General features: G+C 37.8%; 15 protein-coding genes. 4 read left to right on the top strand and 11 right to left on the bottom strand.

Translation table 11 applies throughout. The annotated features are described in order from the left end of the window. Nucleotides 1-121: 121 nt before the first annotated feature. The 11 genes from IFO69_RS09435 to IFO69_RS09485 form a co-directional block, all read right to left on the bottom strand. Nucleotides 122-1,459, bottom strand: a complete 1,338-nt coding sequence (locus IFO69_RS09435) for a PhoPQ-activated pathogenicity-related family protein (RefSeq protein ID WP_192009860.1) — start codon at nt 1,457-1,459, stop codon at nt 122-124. Nucleotides 1,460-1,736: 277 nt separating this feature from the next. Next, nucleotides 1,737-2,966, bottom strand: a complete 1,230-nt coding sequence (locus tag IFO69_RS09440) for a M56 family metallopeptidase (RefSeq protein ID WP_192009861.1) — start codon at nt 2,964-2,966, stop codon at nt 1,737-1,739. Between the two features lies 1 nt (nt 2,967). Beyond that, complete coding sequence (locus tag IFO69_RS09445) at nt 2,968-3,336, bottom strand: BlaI/MecI/CopY family transcriptional regulator (protein WP_192009862.1); 369 nt, start codon at nt 3,334-3,336, stop codon at nt 2,968-2,970. Between the two features lie 89 nt (nt 3,337-3,425). Next, nucleotides 3,426-5,942 carry a proprotein convertase P-domain-containing protein gene (locus IFO69_RS09450; protein ID WP_192009863.1) on the bottom strand — a complete coding sequence of 839 codons (2,517 nt, stop codon included), beginning with the start codon at nt 5,940-5,942 and terminating at the stop codon, nt 3,426-3,428. A gap of 222 nt (nt 5,943-6,164) precedes the next feature. Continuing rightward, entirely contained in the window at nt 6,165-6,632 is a 468-nt protein-coding gene (locus IFO69_RS09455) for a glycosyl-4,4'-diaponeurosporenoate acyltransferase CrtO family protein (protein ID WP_192009864.1), read from the bottom strand. A 284-nt stretch (nt 6,633-6,916) separates the two neighbouring features. Then, nucleotides 6,917-8,521, bottom strand: a complete 1,605-nt coding sequence (locus IFO69_RS09460; RefSeq protein ID WP_192009865.1) for a tetratricopeptide repeat protein — start codon at nt 8,519-8,521, stop codon at nt 6,917-6,919. A gap of 95 nt (nt 8,522-8,616) precedes the next feature. Further along, nucleotides 8,617-9,594 (bottom strand): DUF4184 family protein, encoded by a 978-nt coding sequence (locus tag IFO69_RS09465; RefSeq protein ID WP_192009866.1) that lies wholly within the window; start codon nt 9,592-9,594, stop codon nt 8,617-8,619. A 17-nt stretch (nt 9,595-9,611) separates the two neighbouring features. Then, nucleotides 9,612-9,983: a response regulator gene (locus IFO69_RS09470; RefSeq protein WP_192009867.1), complete on the bottom strand. Its 372-nt coding sequence runs from the start codon at nt 9,981-9,983 to the stop codon at nt 9,612-9,614. 219 nt (nt 9,984-10,202) lie between these two features. Further along, on the bottom strand, nt 10,203-13,454 hold the full coding sequence (locus IFO69_RS09475) for an ATP-binding protein (RefSeq protein WP_192009868.1): 3,252 nt from the start codon (nt 13,452-13,454) through the stop codon (nt 10,203-10,205). An 11-nt stretch (nt 13,455-13,465) separates the two neighbouring features. Beyond that, on the bottom strand, nt 13,466-14,011 hold the full coding sequence (locus IFO69_RS09480) for a heme NO-binding domain-containing protein (RefSeq protein WP_192009869.1): 546 nt from the start codon (nt 14,009-14,011) through the stop codon (nt 13,466-13,468). Nucleotides 14,012-14,156: 145 nt separating this feature from the next. Further along, nucleotides 14,157-15,500 (bottom strand): sigma-54-dependent transcriptional regulator, encoded by a 1,344-nt coding sequence (locus IFO69_RS09485; protein WP_225444080.1) that lies wholly within the window; start codon nt 15,498-15,500, stop codon nt 14,157-14,159. Between the two features lie 254 nt (nt 15,501-15,754). Here IFO69_RS09485 and IFO69_RS09490 point away from each other — a divergent pair, with 254 nt between their 5' ends. The 4 genes from IFO69_RS09490 to IFO69_RS09505 all read left to right on the top strand — a co-directional run bounded on the left by IFO69_RS09490 (nt 15,755) and on the right by IFO69_RS09505 (nt 21,736). Next, the gene (locus IFO69_RS09490) at nt 15,755-16,576 is read left to right on the top strand and encodes a glycosyltransferase (RefSeq protein WP_192009871.1); all 822 of its coding nucleotides are present in this window, start codon (nt 15,755-15,757) and stop codon (nt 16,574-16,576) included. A 180-nt stretch (nt 16,577-16,756) separates the two neighbouring features. After that, the gene (locus IFO69_RS09495; protein ID WP_192009872.1) at nt 16,757-17,863 is read left to right on the top strand and encodes a mannose-1-phosphate guanylyltransferase; all 1,107 of its coding nucleotides are present in this window, start codon (nt 16,757-16,759) and stop codon (nt 17,861-17,863) included. Nucleotides 17,864-17,897: 34 nt separating this feature from the next. Then, a complete protein-coding gene (locus IFO69_RS09500; RefSeq protein WP_192009873.1) occupies nt 17,898-20,921 on the top strand; it encodes a hypothetical protein in 3,024 nt (1,007 codons plus the stop codon). Then, nucleotides 20,918-21,736 carry a hypothetical protein gene (locus IFO69_RS09505; protein WP_192009874.1) on the top strand — a complete coding sequence of 273 codons (819 nt, stop codon included), beginning with the start codon at nt 20,918-20,920 and terminating at the stop codon, nt 21,734-21,736. The genes IFO69_RS09500 and IFO69_RS09505 overlap by 4 nt, the downstream gene beginning before the upstream one ends.

Consider the following 21,736-nt stretch of genomic DNA (forward strand, 5'->3'; position numbering starts at 1 on the left):
AAAAACCAGAGTCAAACTGACCTTGGGTCAGAAAAATAGAGGCCGATTAATGAAAATCGGCCTCTATTGGCTAAAATCGACTGTCAAACTTTTTTAACTCTTGTTTTGAGACAGCCTCTTTTTATTTGATTACACCATACTTGTCACATCTGATCATATTACTCGTGATGTAATAGGGTTTTCCATTTGTTGTGGTGTAATGATAGGCGAAATAAAAAGTTTTTTGCCCTTTGGAGGGTAAGGAAACAGATGTGTTGGGATCTTTGATTTTATGCTTTGACCATCGTTCATCCCTAAAATCCATATCTTCCTCGGAATAGGCTTCCCAAAGTTCAATTTTCTTCGGCTTTAGCACATCAAATTTAGTTGAAAGCTTGACAGATTGGCCTGTATTTTCCAATAGTTCGAGAGTAGGGGCGGGCAAGGGTTTTTCTCTGCATTGAAACTCTAGAAAGGCACTTAAATTTTGAAAAGCTGAGGTGCCATCGCCTAATCCATGGCCTACATTAGGGATATAGATGAGGTTGTTTTTCCCAGGTAGGTCATTCCAATAGTTTTTTGCAGCATCAACCGGCCAGTAAGGGTCATTAGTACCTACAAAGACTAATTTAGGGACAGTCAATTGATGCCTATAGGCATATGGATCTACCATTGAAATGGTAGTTTTCCCTTTTTCCGAATTGGATTGTTGGGGGATACCGAGATTGACATAGTCTTGTATCTCAGGACTGTAGTCTTGCCACATCTCTATTTGATATTGCAAACTTACAGGCATGTTCAAAACGTCTATTACCATAGGAGCAATGGCAATGACTCTTTCGTCCTGAGCGGCAGTTAGCCAAGTGGTCCAGCCTCTTTTGGACAGCCCTGTGAGAAGAAATCTGTCCACTTGATGACCTAATTGATTTTTTGTGAATAGGGTAACTACATCCATGGCCTTTTGTACAGATTTTACCATGGGAAATAATAAGGGCCATTCTTCATCTTCTGTCTCCTGATACTGATGTAGGGTGTAGGAAATGATTTGGTCTTCCACTTTTCCATCAAAGAGCGGCTGGTTAGGAACTTGAAAAACAGCCGAAACAATAGTCTGATTTTCAATGGAAAGTTTGGCCAGTTCATTGATCAGTTGATCATCCCGCTCTCTCATTTGTGGGATTTCCTGCTCTAGACTTCCTCCCCCGATATAAAGAAGCCCTTTTTGGTATTTGGTTTTATTGGGGGCGAGAATTACTAGTCTATGTTTCCACGTATAGTCTTTCCATTTTTGGGAAGTAAGGATAAACTCATATTGTGTGACCTTATTTTTTTGTACGGTCTGAACACATTCTACATAAAATTCTGGATTGGGCTTTTCCAAATAATTTTTCAAAGCGGAATGGTTTTCCTGAGCGTTTGAATAGTAAGGTTGAGCTATAGATGCACATAGCAAAAGGACCTTAAACAATACCTTTTTCATCGTAAAACAGATTAATATGAAACAAAAATTTTAAAGGGTGACGGGTAGTTAAAAATTACTCTAATTATTAAAAGTACATATGAATAAATATAAAAAAAATCAGTTGAAATACAAATATCAAACTTTAAATGAACATCTGTTTTATGTAATTGAAGTAGGACTTAAAGGGTGTTTGTGTTTAGGGAGTAGAGGAGGGATATAAAACAAAAAGCACTTTACTGAAGTGCTTTTTGTTTTAAGTTACATAACTTAATATTAGTTGATTTAAGCAATTTTTTTATTTCCTATAAGTTAGAATAATCTTTCCTTTTACTTCTCCTTGGGGAGTTGCCATTTGAACCTGATGGGCTGTGGTCATTTTGTCCCTTTCAAGGGTCAGTACCTGATAAATGGTTTTTTCACCGTTTTGATCAATAGTGGTAAAAGAATCGGAGCCTTTGGCCGTCCACTTCCCACTTCCATTGGTTTCTCCCGCAGGATTTTTGATGACATAGCTGAAGTCTTTGTTTAAGGTTAGTTTTCCATTAATGTGGAGATCCTTGCCGCCTTCTATCATGGCTTTGATATCAGGACCTGCTGATTGCTGAAACTCCAAGGAGGTGCCAGTCCAAGTTCCTGTCAGTTTTTTAGTTTGATCCATATTGGAATCGAATGAAAACAGCATTGACATTACTGCCAAAACTGGAATCAATAAGAGAAATCGGGCTTTCTGCCACTGGTTTGATTTCGTTTTGTTCATCATAATAATTCGGTTTTTAATTGGTGAATAATTGAAATTGTGCATTATTGCTAATGAGCTTTTTTGACTGGCCAGTTCCACCAAATGTCTAGCATATTGGCTGGTAGAATACTTTAGGGAGACCATTTTATCCGCTTCGAATTCATGTACTTCTTTGATGGACTTATCAAACAGATAGATCATAGGATGGAACCATAGAACAGCTTTGCATATGGCTAGAAACAGCACATCCCAACTATGGCGTTTTTGAACATGAACGGATTCATGTAAATAAGCTTGTTGATTTTCAATCGTTTTGTTCAAAGGTTCTGGAAAGAATATGTATCTAAAAAAAGAAGCATATTGATGTTTAGGGTGGACGGCCAGTGTAATTCCATTTTTTTTCTCCAATGATGATGCTTTGATTCTGTCAAATATCATTTTGAGTTGATAGCCGAGCTTAAAAAATGCCCAAATAGCTCCTGAAAGGTATATCATAGAAAACCAAAAAAGATAATTTGAAGTAGTTTCGAGCTTTCCATTCAAGGTTATTCTGTCAGATACAGTACTGGATAAATTCGTTTGGAGAAGGAAGGAGGTGTTGGTTGGAGCTGATTCATGAAAATCAAATGAGAGCAGTGGAGTGATGAGACTGGCAATTATCAGGAATAGAATACAAAGCCGATTAACATTAAAAAAGGTCAATTTTGAAAACGCCAAATAATAAACAGGATAGGCTAATAACAGGCAAATACTTACTTCAAATAAATATATGAGCGTACTTTCCATCTTACTTTTCCTTATCGTAACTATTAATTAAACTCTTGAGGTCTTCAACTTCTTTCTCGCTTAGTTTTTTTTCTTTCACCATAAATGAAAGCACATTACTGGCTGACCCTTCAAAAAAGTGGTTGACCATTTTATTAAAGCGGTATTTTTTATAGGCTGACTGGGAAATTAACGGAAAGTATTCATGGGTTTTGCCATAAGCTTTGTGGCCTATATAGCCTTTTTTCTCCAATAAACGGACTATTGAAGATACTGTAGTATATGGCGGTTTAGGTTCATCCATTTTTGCTAGAATATCCCGTACCAAGCCTTTCTCTAATTTCCAGAGAATACGCATGATCAATTCTTCATTGCTGTTTATTTCTTCCATGTTCTGAATTTACTAACTAAATTTTAATAATACAACTAAAAATTAGTTAATTAACTTCTATTAAGAAGAATCAGAGCGTGTAGTTTATGTTATTTGAGGGTCATACTTAAGGCCCAGCTATTGAGTTTGCCTATGTCCTTGCTAAAAGTATCTGCTACATGGAGCTTCCATTTTCCCTTGGCATTTTCATCCTTTAGGTTTTGAAGGATAGGAGTGTTGGTCATTGAGAAGTTCTTTATCAGGTTATTGCTGCTACCACCTGTTTTATTGTGCAAGATGATTTTAGTGCCATTGGGAGATGTCAGGGTGACTAATAAGTCACCAATATAGGTATGTGTGATATCTAGTTTGACCTCGATTTCCTGGATCAAACCAGTCTCATCAATATTTAATTCTCTAGATATTCCTATTGGATCACTATCGGGAATTTTAATGCCAGGTGACTCTGATACTTCTATGTTTTGCTGAGGCGTTGATTTTTGGATTCGGAGTTGCCAGCTGTTGACAGTACCTATGTCTTGAAGGGCATGGTCAGTGACTTGAAGTTTCCATTTCCCTTTGATTTCTTTTCCTTTAAAAGCTAGCAACGCAGGTAGACTTTGCTCATTATAAGCTACTTCCAGGTCATTGCTTCCTCCACCATTTCTATTATGAAGTAGAATAGTGGTTCCATCTGGGCTAGATAGTGCTACTTTTAAATCTCCTATATAGGTGTGGCTAATATCAATTTCAACGGATAAACCACCCACAGTCCCTGCTTCATTGATGGTGATCTCATCAAGGACGCCTGCTTCGTCACGATCAGGGATATTTAGGTTAGGAGAGGAGGATACATTCACCACTTCTTCTTGAGGGGAAGGTGCAGGAGGTAACATTCCTAAGGTTGCAATAACTGCCGCTTCTGCATCCACTTTCCCAAAGCCAAACCAAGGACTCCAAGTTCCGTCGGCATATCCCTGATCTGTAAAATCTCCCTGGTGAAATGGTGATACTGGAGAGATATCCCAGGAAGTGTCTGGGTCATAACTGGCTGGTGGAGTGCGGGCATAGGATGACATATTAAGATCTTTGGAAGCGGTACTTTGTAATATTGAAATTACCTCATAAGCAGATAAGTTTGGGTTGGCAGAGATGACCAATCCAGCTATTCCGGCCACCAATGGAGTGGCACTTGAAGTGCCACCAAACTCATTGTCAATTAAACTGGAATCGCCAGAGGTGGTGGTGATTCCAATCCCGGGAACAGACATGCGGTAATATTTATGGATGTTACTGGAAGGAGCAGTAATCGAAATATCAGGACCATAATTAGAGTAGTGACTTCTTTGGGCATTGCTGGCCAAGGCAGCCACAAACATAACTCCTGGTATTCCTCCCAAATTGTGACTAAAGGTTTTGGAAGTTTGAACACCTACCCATTGAACTGATCCTGTTGGACCATACCCATATCCGCTTGTATAGGGAATATTTTGATTTCCCGTGAAGTTGATAGGACAGTTTTCATTGCCCGCTGCCCAAAGAAATACTATTCCTTTACCTCTTCTTCCCCCGTTCTGTGCAAGGGATTTAATTTTGTTGACCACAAAAGATGCGTAATTGCCATGTGGAGAGCTTCCCCAGGAATTGGACAATATGTCTACTTTATCTTTGATATATTCCAAAACGGTAAAAATCTTATCATCACTGATGTACAAACTACTTCCACTGGATTCCCATTTGATGGGCAAAAGCTTGCAGCCTGGAGCGGCCCCAACAGTAAGGTGGGCATCTACTTCAGCAGCAGCAACCCCACAGCAATTGGTTCCATGGTCAGCTCCAGTTTCATACATATTATCGGGATTGGCACTGACAGCATCACGGTGAATTAAGTTGAGTCCTTGCATGTATCCCCAAGAGGCAAACTTTCCTGTTGAGTCAAAGTCTGGATGATTGAGCTTACAACCATCGTCAGTAACTCCTATAACTACATTGTTGTCACCAAAATGTTCAAGGGCTTTCCAGGCATTTTCGCAATTGGCTGAAGATCTTATGTCAAACTCTTGGTCTGTTAACCTTTTGTGCAGGTGCCATTGAGAAATATAGTTGGGGTCAATAGGAATGGCGATATTACTTTTGGAAATGGTATGGTTGAGGTCATGCTCACACAATTCCACGAGATCTTTGTCTTTCTCTGTTATGGTAACTACAAGCTTGATGGGGTTCATTCCTGTCTCATCGGTAAGCTGAAAAAGATACTCCAAATCACTGTACTTTCTTTTAAGCAACAAGGCATATTTTGCCATAAACTCACTTAGTTGATCATGTGTAATTGGTGCTTTGAAAGTAACGATTATCCTGTCAGTAATTAAAAAGCTACTGTCATCTTCTTCCCTAGTATAGGCATGGTGAGCCACAGCATTTTTTCGGATAATGCTCATTTCGTTTTCCAAATGCTCTGGATCCACATCTACTTTTGTTGAGGCGGAAGAAACCTGGTGAAGCGGTTTGTCCAATCCCATTCTGCTAAGCTGTTTTGGTGTAGCTCGTACTACATATTGGTCATCCTTTTTAAGTAAGAATTGTTTCTTTCCATTTCTATAGGTGTACAATTGATTTGACTTGGCCATGATGTTTTCGTTTTAGTAAGTGGAATAATTAAAAAACGCCAGAAATAATGCTAACTACATAAAGTAGTGGGAGTAGTAGATAGAGAAATAGTTGGTGGTTTTCTTTCTCTAAACTTGTAAGAAAACAAGTGTATAAAAGCTACAAAATAGTAGACCGACTTAATCTAAAAGTTGGTTGTCAAAGTTACTGAATTTCAGTCTTTTGAAAAAGTTTTGCGCTTCTTATTCCTGCTCGTTGACGGAAGGGTTTTTAAGATGGTTTTCTGGATAGTTGATCACCTTTTGTACCCTTACTCTATTTCGTTGATGCCAAAGAAAAGGATAGAAATTAAAGATAATATTGGTTATGAAAAGTCCAATGATAAAGGTTGTAGTATAGCCTAAATAAATGTTGATTAAAATCAAGGAGTTTAAAGCAACAAAACCTATCAGATGACCGATTTCCAAGTCAAATCGGTCATCCTCTAATTCCTTAAGACTGTAATGCTTGATGCCGCTTTTATATTTGCCTTGATACTCCCAGTAATTTATCGTGGAAGAAGTAAGCAATTTTCCAAATAACTTCACACCCAGCAGCTTTTCCCAACGGTTACTTTTGATTAGGGAAAATTGCTTAAACTTTTCTCTAAAAGATGTATTCTTGATATTTTCATTCACCATTAGCCCCACAAGCCAAGAAAATGCAGTCATGCAGATTATTTGTAGCAAATAAATGAATATCATCGGTAATGAGATAAGTTGGTTACTTATTGTTTATAACGTTAAAGATCAAATTTATTTATGAAAATGTTAGATTTATCTATTCCAAAAAACTAGAAAATCCTTCCAATGGTTCATTTACTGATTTAGATGGTATCCTTACGGGTGAGGTTTGGATTTGGCCCAAATTGTAAATTAGAGCGCTTAATTTTTCAGATAATATGTTGAGGTAACTTTTCATGATTAATTGTATTTATAGGTTGAATTTTAACTTTTTACCATTTATAGGCTGCTTTGAATGTAAACCAGTTGAATTTATAGCCTGTGCCTGTACTGGATGCTACGTTGCTGGTTTGATAGTTCAGAGAAGTTTCAACTGCCGGAAAACGGTATCCCAGTTCTATTTGGAACCTATAGGCTGCATCCCAACCTTGACTTTCGATATTCTGTGAACCAACTGCTCCTTGTGCAGATAGATATGTTTTACTGATTTGCGGCAGGGAAGTGCTGAAGTCAGCAAATACCTCTCCGCTCATATACTTATCAGGAGCAAAATAGTATGGGTTTTCACTTTCTTTAAAATGAAGGGTGGAACTGTTCAAGCCCACTTTTAATGTTGGTTCGGTTCTCAATAGATGATACACGGAAGCGAATAGCTGCATTTTTTGGTTATTATCATTTAGAAAACCATAACCGCCTTGTGAATATATACCAGTCTTACCACTGAGCATGATATGTGTGACATACCCAATGTTATGACTTCTGATGTCCTTATCGAGTATTTCGGCTGTAAAGTTTAAGATTTCAGAATCGTAATACAGCCCAATCATTCTTCTGTCATTAGGTTGGAATTTTACTGTTTGACGACCCGTGAGACCGCGATAAGTATTCCCATCGGAAGATTTCACTTGTTGAAAGTGTAATTCTGTCTGGCCTGTGAAAGCCAGGCCCCATCTTTCTTGAAGACTGAAATGGGCAAATTTTACCTGAGTTTTTTTTTCTTCAGGAGAGCTTACAGAGGCTGTACCTATTTTTGCTCCCAAGCGGTATTTGAGCTGACTACTTTGTTGCCACCAGATGGCATTTTCAGTTCTGATGTTATTTCCAATATCTTTAAAATAAATAGTATTGGTACCTAACATTTGTTTATCACTTTGAACAGCTTTATTGGTAAACGTCTGCTGTTCTTTTTTATTGAATAGGGCTTCATTTTCCTGCATAATATCCTTGGCTTTTTCAAACTCCTTTTTGCCCAAAAGGATATCAGCATATTCCATAACGTAGTGTTTATTCTCAAAGTTGTTGACCAAACTGTCATATAGTTTCAGACCATATTGATAGTCGCCGCTTGATGAAGCCAAACGGGCTTTTAGTACCAAGGATTGGTCATCTTGTAGCAAAGACTCATGTTCACTAAGAAAACTTTCGGCTTCTTTGGTTTTTTGGTTCCAAAGCATGGCGTTGAAGTAGTTGATGATTGCATTGGTATGTGATGAGTCATTTTCCCAAGCTGATTGAGCTATTTTTAGTGCTTTTTTGGGTTTATGACTCATAAAAAGTGCATAGGATAGATTTATCCTTGTAGTGGTCAATTCATATTCCAAAGGTAATATGGATTCATAAACAGTTACAGCATGGTTAAAATCCTTGTTTTGCAATAGCAGGTCTCCTTTGTACAAAAGAATGGAAGCATCGTTGGGCAGAACGTCCAAGATTTTTTGCAATGAAACAATTGCCCCACTGTAATCTCCCTGGGCTCTATATTCATTGGCTTCTTCTATAATGGCCTGCTTGTGCACAGGATCAACTGTATTTTGAGCAAAGCTGTTTTCTGAAAGGAAAATCCATGAAACACCAACTAATATTTTTAAATACTTCATTTTTGTTTTAACTTTTATTTAAACTTAAGCCAATGAATATCACAAGAGAGATTTTTAAAATGAGTGGCAAACCAGGGGATTGTCTCAAGTTTATTTTACCGGCTGCTTTTGTCGGAAATGATGTTGTCGAACTTAGAAACCATGTTTTTGACCTGTCCAATGCTGGGTTTGATCAAGTGTATGTGGATGCCACGAAAGTCGAAAAGGTAGACCTTTCCGGGATCAATGAAATTATTCATATACATCATCAACTTTATCATGCCAATAGAGAGCTTGTTTTTCTTTATAGAAAATCGTCTGCTATTGAAGAGTGGGTTGATAGCACTTCGATGGATAATTTTGTAGCTACGGCGATTATTCCCTAAGGAATAGAGTATTCCCACCAAAACCATACTATACACTAAGCTTCCTAATGTGGACATGACAATGTCCCAGAAATTAAGATGCTCAGGCAATACTATTGCCCGAACACCTAGGGTGATCACGCTTACTAATAATATTTGTGCAAAATAAGGTGATCGAGACGTTGGAGTGATAAACGTAGAAGGGAGCTTTTTATAAAAGACAAAAATACCTAAAAGACCTATTATGCTACTGATGATTTGTAAGAGGAAGTAACAAGGAACTGGTTTTCCAAATATTTTGACAGTTATACTTAATAATGGTATTTGAAGTACAGCCCAGCCATCATAATGGGTGAATGCATCCAAGAATAAATGGGAAGCGATACCTACCACTAAGGAGAATATGACCATTACAGAATGCTTTTTGAAATAGCTTAACCAGTCGAAATCTACATACCGGATCAATTTGCTTTTGGCTGTTTCAGGTAATGCTTTGATGAAAAGGTCTCGAACCAATAAATGGAATAATAGACATAAAATAATTCCTAGTGGAATATCCAATAATAAAATTCCCCAAGGGTGGTGCCCAATATTTTCACCTGCTTTCATTTTCAAAAAAAACTCAAAGTCAGGTACCATGCTGCCCACAATAAGTGCTGTTGCAGAGAGTGGCTTCAATGCTTTTTTAAAAGGTAGAAGATAAACTGGATGAGATAAAGTAAAGGGCATAATAGGTTCTTTTTTGATTAGTTCAAACTGGTTAGAATTCGCGTTACTTCTGTTTTAGTAGCCCTACTTTTAAGCAGGTATTCGTGTGATCCAGACTCCATTGCGCTAATGGCTACATTGAGGTCTTCAAAAGAAGTACAGAAAACCACATTGGTGTTTGAATTTTTGCTTTTGATATGGGGGAGTGCTTCCAGTCCATTTGTTTCATCCATTTGGTAATCAAGAAATACCAATGAAGGGTTAAGGTGAAGGTTGTCCAAACAGTCTTTACCATTATTGAAAAGCTGAATGTTTTTGAACCCCATGTCAGATAATACTTGGGAAAGTACAGATTGCCAAAACGGATCGTCATCGACAATAAAGATGGTTTTTTCTAAATGTGTTTTCATACTATTCTGTTTTTAGAAAGGAGTATGCTATACACGTGCCATATCAAGAAAATGTCGTTTATGAGCTGTTTATGTCGATTTTATAGGTGTTTATATTCCAAATTTTGGAAAATAATCTTGTTAGTGGAAAGGTTGTTGAATATTCAGGGAGATAAAAAAATATATAGGCAAACCGCGTCACCTACAAATTTAGATCAATAACCTAATAAGACTATCAAATTACAACTGTATATGTTCTAATTCTTGGTTCACTTCCTCAATCACCTTATCAATTTTATTAATGGACTTTTGTATGTTTTCATCAGACATATTGCCTTCTTCTAATTTTCTAATGTCCTGTTGGATAGAAGTGATACCCAGGCTCGATATAGAGGGCTTCATCCTATGGGCTATTTTTTTGATTTGCTCTCGGTTACTACTTTTATAAGCGTCTTTGATTTCCTGCATGGAGGAGGAGGAAAGCGTTTTGAAAAGATCAATCATTTTTTGTTGGAAAAGCTTATTTCCTGGAGATAAGGCTTTTAATTTTTCCAAATCATAGAGCTTTTCCGTCGAATCTGGAAGCTTTTTGTTTATACTTTCAGCTTTGTCTTTATCATTTCTTAGATCATTGTCTAGCCATTTACAAGTCGTTTCCAATAATTGGTATTCATCAAATGGTTTGGCCAGGTAATCATTCATTCCTTGATCCAAGAATTTGACATCATCACCCTTTAAAGCAAAGGCTGTCAAGGCAATGATGGGGATTTCTGTAATTTCTTTTTGTCGGATGATTTTAGTCGCTTTTAATCCATCCAGCATCGGCATTTGAATATCCATAAGAATCAAATCAACTGGAAATTTCTCTACCTGATCAATGGCTTTTATCCCATTGTCTGCTTCTAATATTTTGGCGCCATAATTACTAAGGATAGTAGAGGCTACCAATCTGTTCATATCATTGTCATCAGTGACCAAAATTAACTTGTCCTTTAAAATGCTGGTGTCAACTGTGTTGGGTTTTGTTGTTGGTAAATTCTCCGCTTTTCCTTTGAGAAGTGGTAATAGGACAAAAACGGATGTTCCTTGGTTTTTGACACTCGATACTGTGATTTTACCGCCCATGAGTTCTACCAATTCCTTACAAATACTCATGCCCAGACCAGTTCCTCCAAATTTTCTGGTGATTGAAGAATCTTCCTGGTGGAATTTTTTGAACAGGTTTTTAACAAATTCTTCTTCCATTCCTATGCCTGTATCCGAGATACCTATTTTGATGTTCTGAATATCATCTTGTTCAGATATCAATTCGAAGGTAATGTCTACATTTCCTTTTTCTGTGAACTTGATGGCATTGGAAATAAGGTTGAGAAGAATTTGATTGAGCCTGTAAGGATCGCCAATTAGGACATTGGAAATTTGGGAGTCAAATGTTGAGTTGGTGAATTTAATACCCTTTTCTTCAGCTTTATGTCCCATTACTTGCATGACCCTGGTCAGAACATGGTGAGGTTCGAAGCCGATTTCCTCAAGTGAGAGCTTACCGGCTTCGATTTTGGATAGGTCCAGTATGTCATTAATTATAATTAGCAAATTATCCGCAGCTGAATTAATAGTATTAAGATAAAAGGTTTGGTCTGAATCTAAAACTGTTTTGCGTAATTGATTGATCATTCCTGTTATTGCATTCATCGGAGTCCGAATTTCATGACTCATATTGGCAAGAAACAATTCTTTAGCTCTCGTTGATGCTTCAGCGTCTTCCTTTGCTTGGATCAGTTCTTTTTCTAATTCTTTTTGAGAGGTAATATCAAGGTGTATTCCCAAAGAACCAATCAATTCCCCATCATCGTTATAATTAGGGGATCCGCTAACAAACCACCATTTCTTTTCTCCAGCTTTATTTTTAACGGAGATCTCAAAATTGTCCGAAATACCTTGATTTCTCAAGTTTCGCTTTTCTTCAAGTAATTGATGGCCCTTTTTTTCCAGCAGTAGATCAGTAGCTTTTCCTCCGTGAAGCTCTTTAAGAGAATAACCCGCCATTTCACAAAAACGCTTGTTGGCATAAAGGATGTTTTCATGGTTATCCACTTCAAGAATGCCCAAGTTCATGTTGGTAATGATATTCCGATATTTCTCTTCCTGAATCTTTAGGTGTCTTTCTGAGTCTTTTCTTTCAGTAATATTTAAAATCATCTGTGTGAAAAGAAAGAGTAACTTCCTTTCTTTTTCTTCAAATTCATGAGTTTTTAAAACAGCATCAAAACCTATAAAACCTATCAGTTTATGGTTCCTGATCATGGGTAGTGTGATGAGACTTTTTACACCTTGTGGTTCAAGAATCCCTCTTAAACTATCGGGGCCTTCATCTGGAAGTAATGAGACATCGGGGATGTAAAAAGGTTCTCCTTTTGCATGCTTCTCTACCCATTGCGGAAAATAGGCAAGAGGAATCTGTTGTAGTTGGTCTATCTCGGGCCGAATACCTGCTCTGCACCACTCAAAAGTGTTTGAGGTTGTTTCATTACTGAAGTCGTAATCAAAGATATAAGCCCTATCTGCCTGCACAAACTCTCCGAGAGCTTCCAAAGATTTTTGGATGGCTTGATCCACATGCTCCAGTTCAATATTGATGTATTTTGAGGAAATATCGATCAGGATATTTTGAAGTTCAACTTCTTTTTTCAGCGCGAGGTCTGCATCTACGGAAGGAGTAATATCCCTGCCATAAATATTGAAGTAATTGTTTTCTATTATTGGAATGACAATAAACGAATAGACTTTACCATCAGCTTCTATTTCAAAACTCTGTTTCTCCTCATTGAGTTGTAGTTCCTTGGATATTGTTTTCCAAAATTCCTTATGCGGATAATGCCTGTTTTTGTAGGTATAGGATATTAGCTTTGACGCAGATGGATTGGCCAGTAAGATGCTTCCATGGGTATCAATTCTTACTAATGGATCAGGGTTTTGCAAGGGAAACAAAGCTGTTTCTTCAATTTCTTTACTGGCCTTTTTGAGCTCATTCTTCTGTTTTTTTAATGTTTCAAGGACCTTTTTAAGGTCTTGGCTAATAGTTTCCTGATTTTTCAGGGAATGGAGTAAATCAAATGAGGGGTCGTGGTTTGCAAAATCGTGTATCGTAAGGGATTTTTCAGTAAGCTCTTCAATAGACTTAAACCATGGAGTCCCAATAAATAGTAATTGTTCTGAAGCGGAAATGACTTCAAATTGTCCTCTTAAATCAAACAGAGGATCCTCTGTATAATTAAGGATGACCATTTGATGGGTTAGCTTAAAAATATCGGCTGATTGCTCCTTAGCTGGAACAGGGATTTTCACCTGAAATATTTCGGGAAAGGATTGGTGGAGAATTTCAGGATATAATTTTTTTAAGCTTTTGCCTAAAGCTGTAATTTTCAAGTCCTTTCCAATGAGCATGTAAAAAGGAAAGATGTCGTTAAATTGCTCAAAATTAAATGAGATCATATTACATCAGTCTAAATCCATAATATGTCAAATAGGGCAGACCTTTCTGGGTGAAAAGGATCCGGGGTGATATTGATCTTCACTTGGCTACTAAATAACTTCGCAAGTCCTATCAGCATTCCATATACAAAATTCACCAATCCTGCTCTTTTGGATTTGTAGAGCAATTGAATATTGTTTCTTGAAATGGATGTAATGGCAAATTCAGGTGTTTGGATTTTCGGGTAAATCATCATTACCCTGGTATGAAAAGCAGGGAGATTGATCAAAAACTCTCTTAGATCTTGTCCTCCAGTGGTCATTAAGGAGCCGTATCTTTCTTTAGAAAGTTTGACAATCCACCAAATTCCAAGCTCTTTCAATAACTCATTTTGAGATTTTCCAATTACATTTCCCGCTGCTTCAATTAATTGAAAAGTAAGTTGGTCATCATAAACCTGGTTGATCAAAAAGAAATCTATATCAAGATTAATCTGTTCCTTCGTATTGTCCCAACTCTCTTCACCATATTGGGTGATGATCAGGTCTTCGATTGCTTTATTAACTATTCCGTACATCGTATAATTGTCATTCTTTTGCTTAGAATAACATAAAACAATGCCAAAACTGTATTTGATGGCTAATAGAGGCTGAGGCCTTTTTAGGAGATACTGGCCTGAAGAGATTATTCCGATTATTGGAATTTATTCCAAAAAGTAGAAGCTAAAGATCGCCTTCTTTGATCATTTTATAGATGGTGCTTTTACCAATATCCAGTTGTTTGGCCGTGATCAAAACATCATTATCGTTCTTTTCCAAATAATATTTAATAATATCCTTGGTGTGTTCTTTTAGAGACTTTTGCTCCAATAAAAACATATCCTCCTTTGTGATATTATTAAAGGATATGTCATCTGCCATGATTTCTTTTTCATTTGACATGACTATTGCTAATTCAATGATGGCTTTGAGTTCACGGACATTTCCGGGATATTGGTACTTCAAAAGTTTTGCTTTGGCCTCTTTACTTAGACTGATCGGAGCCATTTGATTGTCTTTCGTAAACTCATCAATAAAGAATTTTGCCAAGATCAGTACGTCATTGTCTCTTTCACGCAGCGGAGGTAGGGAAATAGGTAAACCCATAATTCTGTAGAAAAGGTCTTCTCTAAATTCATTGCTTTTCACCTTTTCGGCTAGATTTTGATGGGTAGCCACTATGAGTCTTACATCAAGCTTTACTTTTTCATTTCCACCTACCCGAGTAACTTCTCTTTCCTGAAGTACCCTGAGAAGTTTACTCTGGTTATTAAGGTCCAATTCGGCAATTTCATCCAAAAAGATAGTGCCACCCTCTGCTTCTTCAAACTTGCCTATTTTGCGGGTAAGCGCTCCTGTAAAAGCACCTTTTTCGTGACCAAAAAGTTCACTTTCAATAAGCTCTTTGGGGATGGCTGCCATGTTCACGGCTACGAAATTCTTTTTCTTTCTCTTGCTATTGTAATGGATAGCTTTGGCTACGACTTCTTTTCCGGTGCCTGTTTCTCCTGAAATGGAAACATTGATATTTGTTTTGACAGCCTTTTCAATAAGAGTAAATACCTTTTGAAGTGAGGAGCTATTGCCGATGATGGATTTTTGAAAAGTAAATTTTTGCCCCAGTTCTTCCTTTAGACTTTCTACTTCCATTTTAAGGCTTTGATTTTCCCTGATTCTAATCACACTGTTCCAAAGCAGGTCTTTGGTGGAATCGTCTTTCAGTAAGTAATCACTGGCCCCCATTTTTAACATTTTTACTGCAATAGCAATGTTCTCCTGTGAACTGATTACGATCACTGGCAAATCCGGTAGCACATCACGTATTTTTTTGAATAAATCATCTCCTTCCATGTCAGGCAATGAAAAGTCCAGTGTGATCAAGTCGGGTTTGAGGTGCAAATGCTTGATCAATTCTTTCCCGGTTTCGAATCGCTTTACCTGATAGTCAGGATTAAGTCCTAAATGGTACTCTAAAATCTGTCCATACCAAGGGTCATCCTCGACTATAAAAATTTGAAATCCATTCATTTTCATGTGGCAAAATAAAAGTTAATTACTGTGGCTATTCTGTCAACTAATATAGAAAAAATATAAATGAAGTGTTGTGCAAAAATGAGAATGTATTCCAGAATATGGAAAATTGGCAAGGTTAAAATATTTTAAAATACTGAAAATCAATATTTTAAAATTAGGCATTGCAATTGGGTAAAGGGTTTTGGCATCAGTGATAAAACATTGACCTACATATTTAAAAGATTGATTTACAATTAAACCATTTAGTTATGAACAACATTCTCAAGGAAGATTTTCAAAAGTTTGCGATTGTAGTCCCATGCTACAATGAAGAAGAAAGATTTCCATACCATCATTTTTTGACTTTTGCCAAAATGAACCCTGATGTGCTTTTGTGCTTTGTCAATGATGGCAGCAAGGACAACACTTCCGGAGTATTGAGAGGTATACAAGTACAGTCACCTGAAAATATTGTGGTGCTGAACCTAAAGCAAAATGGAGGTAAATCAGCAGCCGTTAGACATGGAATGCTTTATATGCATTCAAAACATAACGTGCAGTTGTTGGGCTTTTTGGATGCAGACTTGGCTACTACACCCGAAGAGTGGTTGCAGATGGCTATGTACAAAGAAAACTATCCTAAGTTCGGAGCTATAGTGGGTAGTAGAATCCAACGTTTGGGAGCAGATATTAAAAGAGATGATAATAGATCTTTACTGAGCAACATTGTAAAGAGAGCCATAAAAAGCATTTTGAAAACCAACTTTCAAGACACTCAATGTGGTGCAAAGATATTTCACAGAAGTCTAGTGCCTTATTTATTTTCAGAGCCCTTCAAGACTCCCTGGTTATTTGATGTGGAAATTTTCTTGAGATTACAGCAAAAATTCGGAAAGACCACCTTGCAAAGAGGTGTACTGGAATTTCCGTTGATGCAGTGGACTGAAATAGGAGGTTCTAAACTAAAGTTTAAAGACTCTTTTAAAATACCCTTTCAATTATTCCAACTCTATTACACGTATCGCGTGTCGCCATCCATGGTTTCCAAATCAGATGCTGCACCACTAATGTCAAAAAAAGTTGCGAGTTGATCACCCTCAATTCTCTTGAGAATAAACACTTAAAGCTGTACGATGGAAAAGTTGACTTATCACCCAATAATTAACAATTCAATTACACTTTAAGCTGTGCTTTGATCGGGGCTGCGGCCCCGACTAGAGCTTTCAATTAATGAATCCAAATTTACATAAGACCTTTTAAAAGATAAGATCATGAAACATTCCAAACACTACAATAAATCCAATAGCTATGTGGCTATTATGGCTGGAGGGATAGGAAGTCGATTTTGGCCTATCAGCAGATCTAATTACCCAAAACAGTTTTTGGATATTTTGAATACAGGAGAAACCCTCATTCAGGCTACCTTAAGAAGGTTCAATGCATTTATCCCTTTGGAAAATATTTATGTGATCACGGCTGATGATTACCTTACTATCGTGGAGGATCAGCTTCCAGAACTGCCCAAAGAAAATATTTTAGGAGAGCCTGAGCGTAAAAATACGGCTGCCTGTATCGCTTATGTTTCTACGAAGCTACAAGCAATAAATCCAGAGGCAAATCTCATCATTGCGCCATCTGATCACCTGATCGGTGACGATGAGCTCTTTAGGAAACACTGTGAAACAGGTCTACATTTTACGTCCAAATATGATGTCTTCCTTACTTTGGGAATTCAGCCTACACATCCTAATACTGGTTATGGATATATTCATTACGGTCATGAAATGGTGGGGGATGAAGAAGTTCACGAAGTTTATCAATTTACTGAAAAACCGAATAAGGAAACAGCTGAGCTGTTTTTAGAAGCAGGGAATTTCTTGTGGAATTCTGGAATATTCATCTGGAAAGCATCCGTTTTATTGAAAGCGTTGGAAGAATTTCAACCGGCTATGTTTAAGCTATTCAGTAAAGCAGCCAGACAATTAAATACCTCAAACGAGGTGGAGGCCATCAAGCAAGTGTATCAAAAATGTGCCGCTATTTCAATTGATTATGCTGTCATGGAGCATGCCCAAAATGTCTATGTGATTCCGTCTTCATTTAAATGGAATGATTTGGGAACGTGGAGTAGTGCCTATGAAAACTTTAATAAGGATGCCATGAATAATGCAGTCAATAATTTCAATACTATCACCAAAGATACTTCAGGATGCATGATTCACTCCAATGACAAAAAGCTGATGGTAGTCGGAGGGGTGAAGGATTTGATCATTGTCAATACTCCAGATGCCATTCTTGTCTGCAGTAAGGACAAAGAACAGGAAATAAAAGATTATGTGAGCCTGGTAAAAGAAGTCAAAGGCAACACTTACTTATAACATTCACCTAGCAGTAACTCAAACCAAGAAAACCTTGAGTAGGATAGAGCAAAACATATGGAATGACTATTTGGGTAAGAAATTACTCTTGATAGCCATGTCAATAGCATTGCTGACACATGGGGTAATTGGATATTTTACCTTGCCTCAGACTTATGATGCGTATGTGCATATGTTCTTTGCAGATCATTATTCAAGGTTTTGGTTTGAGCCTTGGGACTATCGCTGGTATACAGGCTTCTTAACCGTAAGCTATCCTCCACTGCTGCATCAAATGATAGCGTTGATCAGTAAGGTGTTTCCCTTAAAGGTGTCATTTTGTATTGCGGGGATTTTTATCTTTGAGATTTTGGTGGTAGGTGTGTATCGTTTTTCAAAAATATTCTTCGATAAGACTACTGCAGGCGTGGCTGCTTTATTGGTCGTAGTATTGTCTTCTATAGTGGAAACTTTGCACGTTTATGGTCAGCTGCCCACATTGACAGGCTTGGCCTTCCTACTGAATGCATTGCCTTTTTTGTATCAGTTTATGATCAAAAACAAGCCGTTTTACCTGATTATGGCATTTTCTTTTTTGGCGGTGGTGATATGTTCTCATCATGTGACAGCCATTTTTGGGATGGTTTTTTTTATTGCTCCGTTGCTGTTTATGGGCATTGTGGATGGGTCATCAGCGCTGAGCAACACCAAGTTTTCTTGGGCTTTTGTCAAAATGGCTTTGAGAGCTATTTGGGCTAAGAAATGGCCCATTATCATATTTGCCACTTTGATGATCAGCATGGCCATTAGTTTGATATTTCCTTATTGGTATTGGAGCAAAACCGATCCAATTGCACAAGTATCGATTCCTCATGGATCTAGGGACAATTTCTTTGAGCAAACTTCCTCAGGATTGATTTTCTATGTCATTCCTCTGGCCTTGATCTTTGCTTTATTGCCAGCCATTTCCTACAGCATTTTCAAGAGGACCCGTTTTATCGGTTGGTTGCTTTCCTTTTATGGCTGTTTACTACTAGGGAGTGGAGGGACTACACCCTTGCCAAAAATGATGTTAGGAGAACATGCCTTCAATATCCTCACGTTGGACCGTTTTGGTTTTTGGGCTTCCATTATTGCCATTCCCTTTATGGCCAAATTCATATTGTCCTTTTTGGCAGGACCGGTGAGGGGTTTCTGGATCAAAAGACATAAAACAGCGGTCCACTTTGTGTTGTCAGGGTTAAACGGATTGGCTTATATCTTATTTATTATCTACATATTTCACTTGGCCAGCTTTAGGCCTTTACAGCCAAAGCCGGTAGATATTCAGCCAATGCTCAATTTTCTCAACCGAGATGAACACATGAGGTGGCGTTTTATGACTCTAGGTTTTGGAGACCAGATGGCTTGGTTAAGTTCCAATACCATGGCTGCCACAGTGGACGGAAATTATCATTCCGCAAGAAGACTTCCAGAAATGACTTCCCGGCCAGTAGAGCGTTTGGAAAATGCCAAATATCTAGGGGAGGAAGGATTAGCCACTTTGGAAGATTTCTTGACCAAAGCTGAGAAGTACAATTTAAAGTATGTTTTCAGCAATGACCGCTTTTACGACCCTTTACTGTATTATACGGGTTGGAGCAGAAACATCCTATTGGAGAATGGCATCATGGTATGGGAAAAAGGTAATATCAGTACGATTAAGCCTATTACTCCCAAGGAACTGCACCCATTTCTAAAATACGCATGGGGTATCATTCCAATCAGTAGTCTTATCCTGATGACATTGCTCACCACGCTTTATATGGTGAAATATAAAAAGCAGATGTACTTTGAAGTTGAAGGTCCCCTAGATGCAGATTATCCTAAATCTGTGATATATGCTACCTCTTTCATGCCGGTACTTTTCTTTACTGGGTTCTTGATCTATGTAACCTATGAATTACTATTGGTGGATCAACAAAAAGACCCAGAGACTACGATTGCCAATTTCTATAATGAACTGGATTTTCAACGATTTGAAAATGCACATGGTTTTTTTGAGCCCTCTTTGACTTTCACTCTGGATCAATACCTATTGGAAAAGTCGGTTCAAGATGGAGGGCTTTTACCTTCCTATGCAAAATTGGATAGTATTGCTGTGGTGGAGTTAAGGGCGGATGAAGACAATGTAAGTGTTGCTGTTCATACTCAGTGGAGAACTTCTTTAGGATACCAAAAGCAAATCGATTCATTGGATTTAGTTAGGCTAAATAAGCAATGGTACATTGTTCCACCAAAATTTGAATTGGAGATACCTGAAGAACAAGTACATAGCTATACCTATACTTTGTTCAAAAAGATGGGTAAGCGGGTGATTTCCAGCTTTCCAACGGTTAAAGATGACCGGGTGAAAAAACCTTTTGCCGCTATTCTTCAGGCCAATTTGGTTCAGTATGGTGAATCCCAACACATCGCTGGTGAAATTCTAAACGCCGATGATGTTCCCATTAATGTAGCGCTGATGGCTACTGTTACCTTCGGGAACGGAACTAAAGAGAACTATTATCCAAGTACATTAATGCATTATAACCTTTCTCCAAAAGCCAGTACTTATTTTCAAATAGGATTAGACAGTGCTTCCTCTTTGGATTCTTTGAAGATTGTGAATATAGACCTTCAAGCAGCCACGGACATCAGTGAAAGAGGATATATACACGGTGGTACTGTTGGCTATGAAGTAGAGGAGCAAGCACCTTTTGAAATGAAAGTAATTGCAGAAGTATACAATGAATTGACCACTGAAATCAATATTCCTGGGCTTTTAATTGCTGAGAAAGATAGCTTGGGAAGAATATGGAAAGTGGAATTGGCCATTCACCAAAGATCAATTCGCACAGGATTAAAAAGGGAATTTACAGTGCCTTTTCAAAAGATTCAAGATCGGGCCAAATTGCTCGAAGAGGACCTGATCAAACTGTATGTGAATGGACAGAAAAGAAATTATTTCTCTATATCGCCTGATGAAATAGCTGTAAGACATCAAGGCATCAGCATCATGTCTCATGGCTTCTTGGCCAATGAAATTTATTTGCAATGAGGAATCTCCTATTCATATTGTTTGGAGCGATTTTATGCGTTGCCTGTAATCGCTCAGCTATACCTGAACCCATTTGGCTTAATAAAAAAGAGATCTTCGGATTGTCTGACTTTACTGCCAACTTTTTGGTAGAAGGAGAAGAATGGGAAGGAATTCTTTTTACTTCCTCCCAACCGATCATACTAGAAGGAAAGCAAGTATCGGGAAAATTGAGATTAAGCATTCCAATGGGTAAGAACTTAATTGGTGGACCCGCGAATCTTGAGCTACGTAACGGAAAGCACGCTTTTTATTATCCGCTATGGTTAAAGGTGGATACTGTAGAGGTGAAATGGATAGAGTTCAGGTCTCCCAAAACGGTCAATACTGATTCCGTATTAATGCATCAACAGTTGGTATATAAAACCGATGGGATTGGAAATATATTGAAGGTGGATTCCGACTTATGGTTTAAAGAACGAAGCATAACGCTTAGTGAAGAAGTTGGAGTCTATCCAACCAGCGATGATGAGCCCCTGAAGGCATTTTATGTGCAGCCTGGAAGTCCAACTGCAGTTCCCTTGATGCTAAAGGAGAAAGAAGGAAGTATAAACAATGATTTGATTGTTGGCCCCATGAAAGATAGATATGGGAATTTGCTTGCTGATGGTACTTTGGTCAAGATAATATTGAAAAACGATACTAAGACTTGGTTAAAAGAAATTTATGCTAAAGACGGTATGGCCAATATGACCATTGAAAGAGGGGAGTTTGATGGGTATGAAGTTTTGGCCATGGTTTATCAAGTAAAATCTAATATCATTAAAATTTTATAA

The organism is Echinicola arenosa (assembly GCF_014841125.1).
Lineage (GTDB): Bacteria > Bacteroidota > Bacteroidia > Cytophagales > Cyclobacteriaceae > Echinicola > Echinicola arenosa.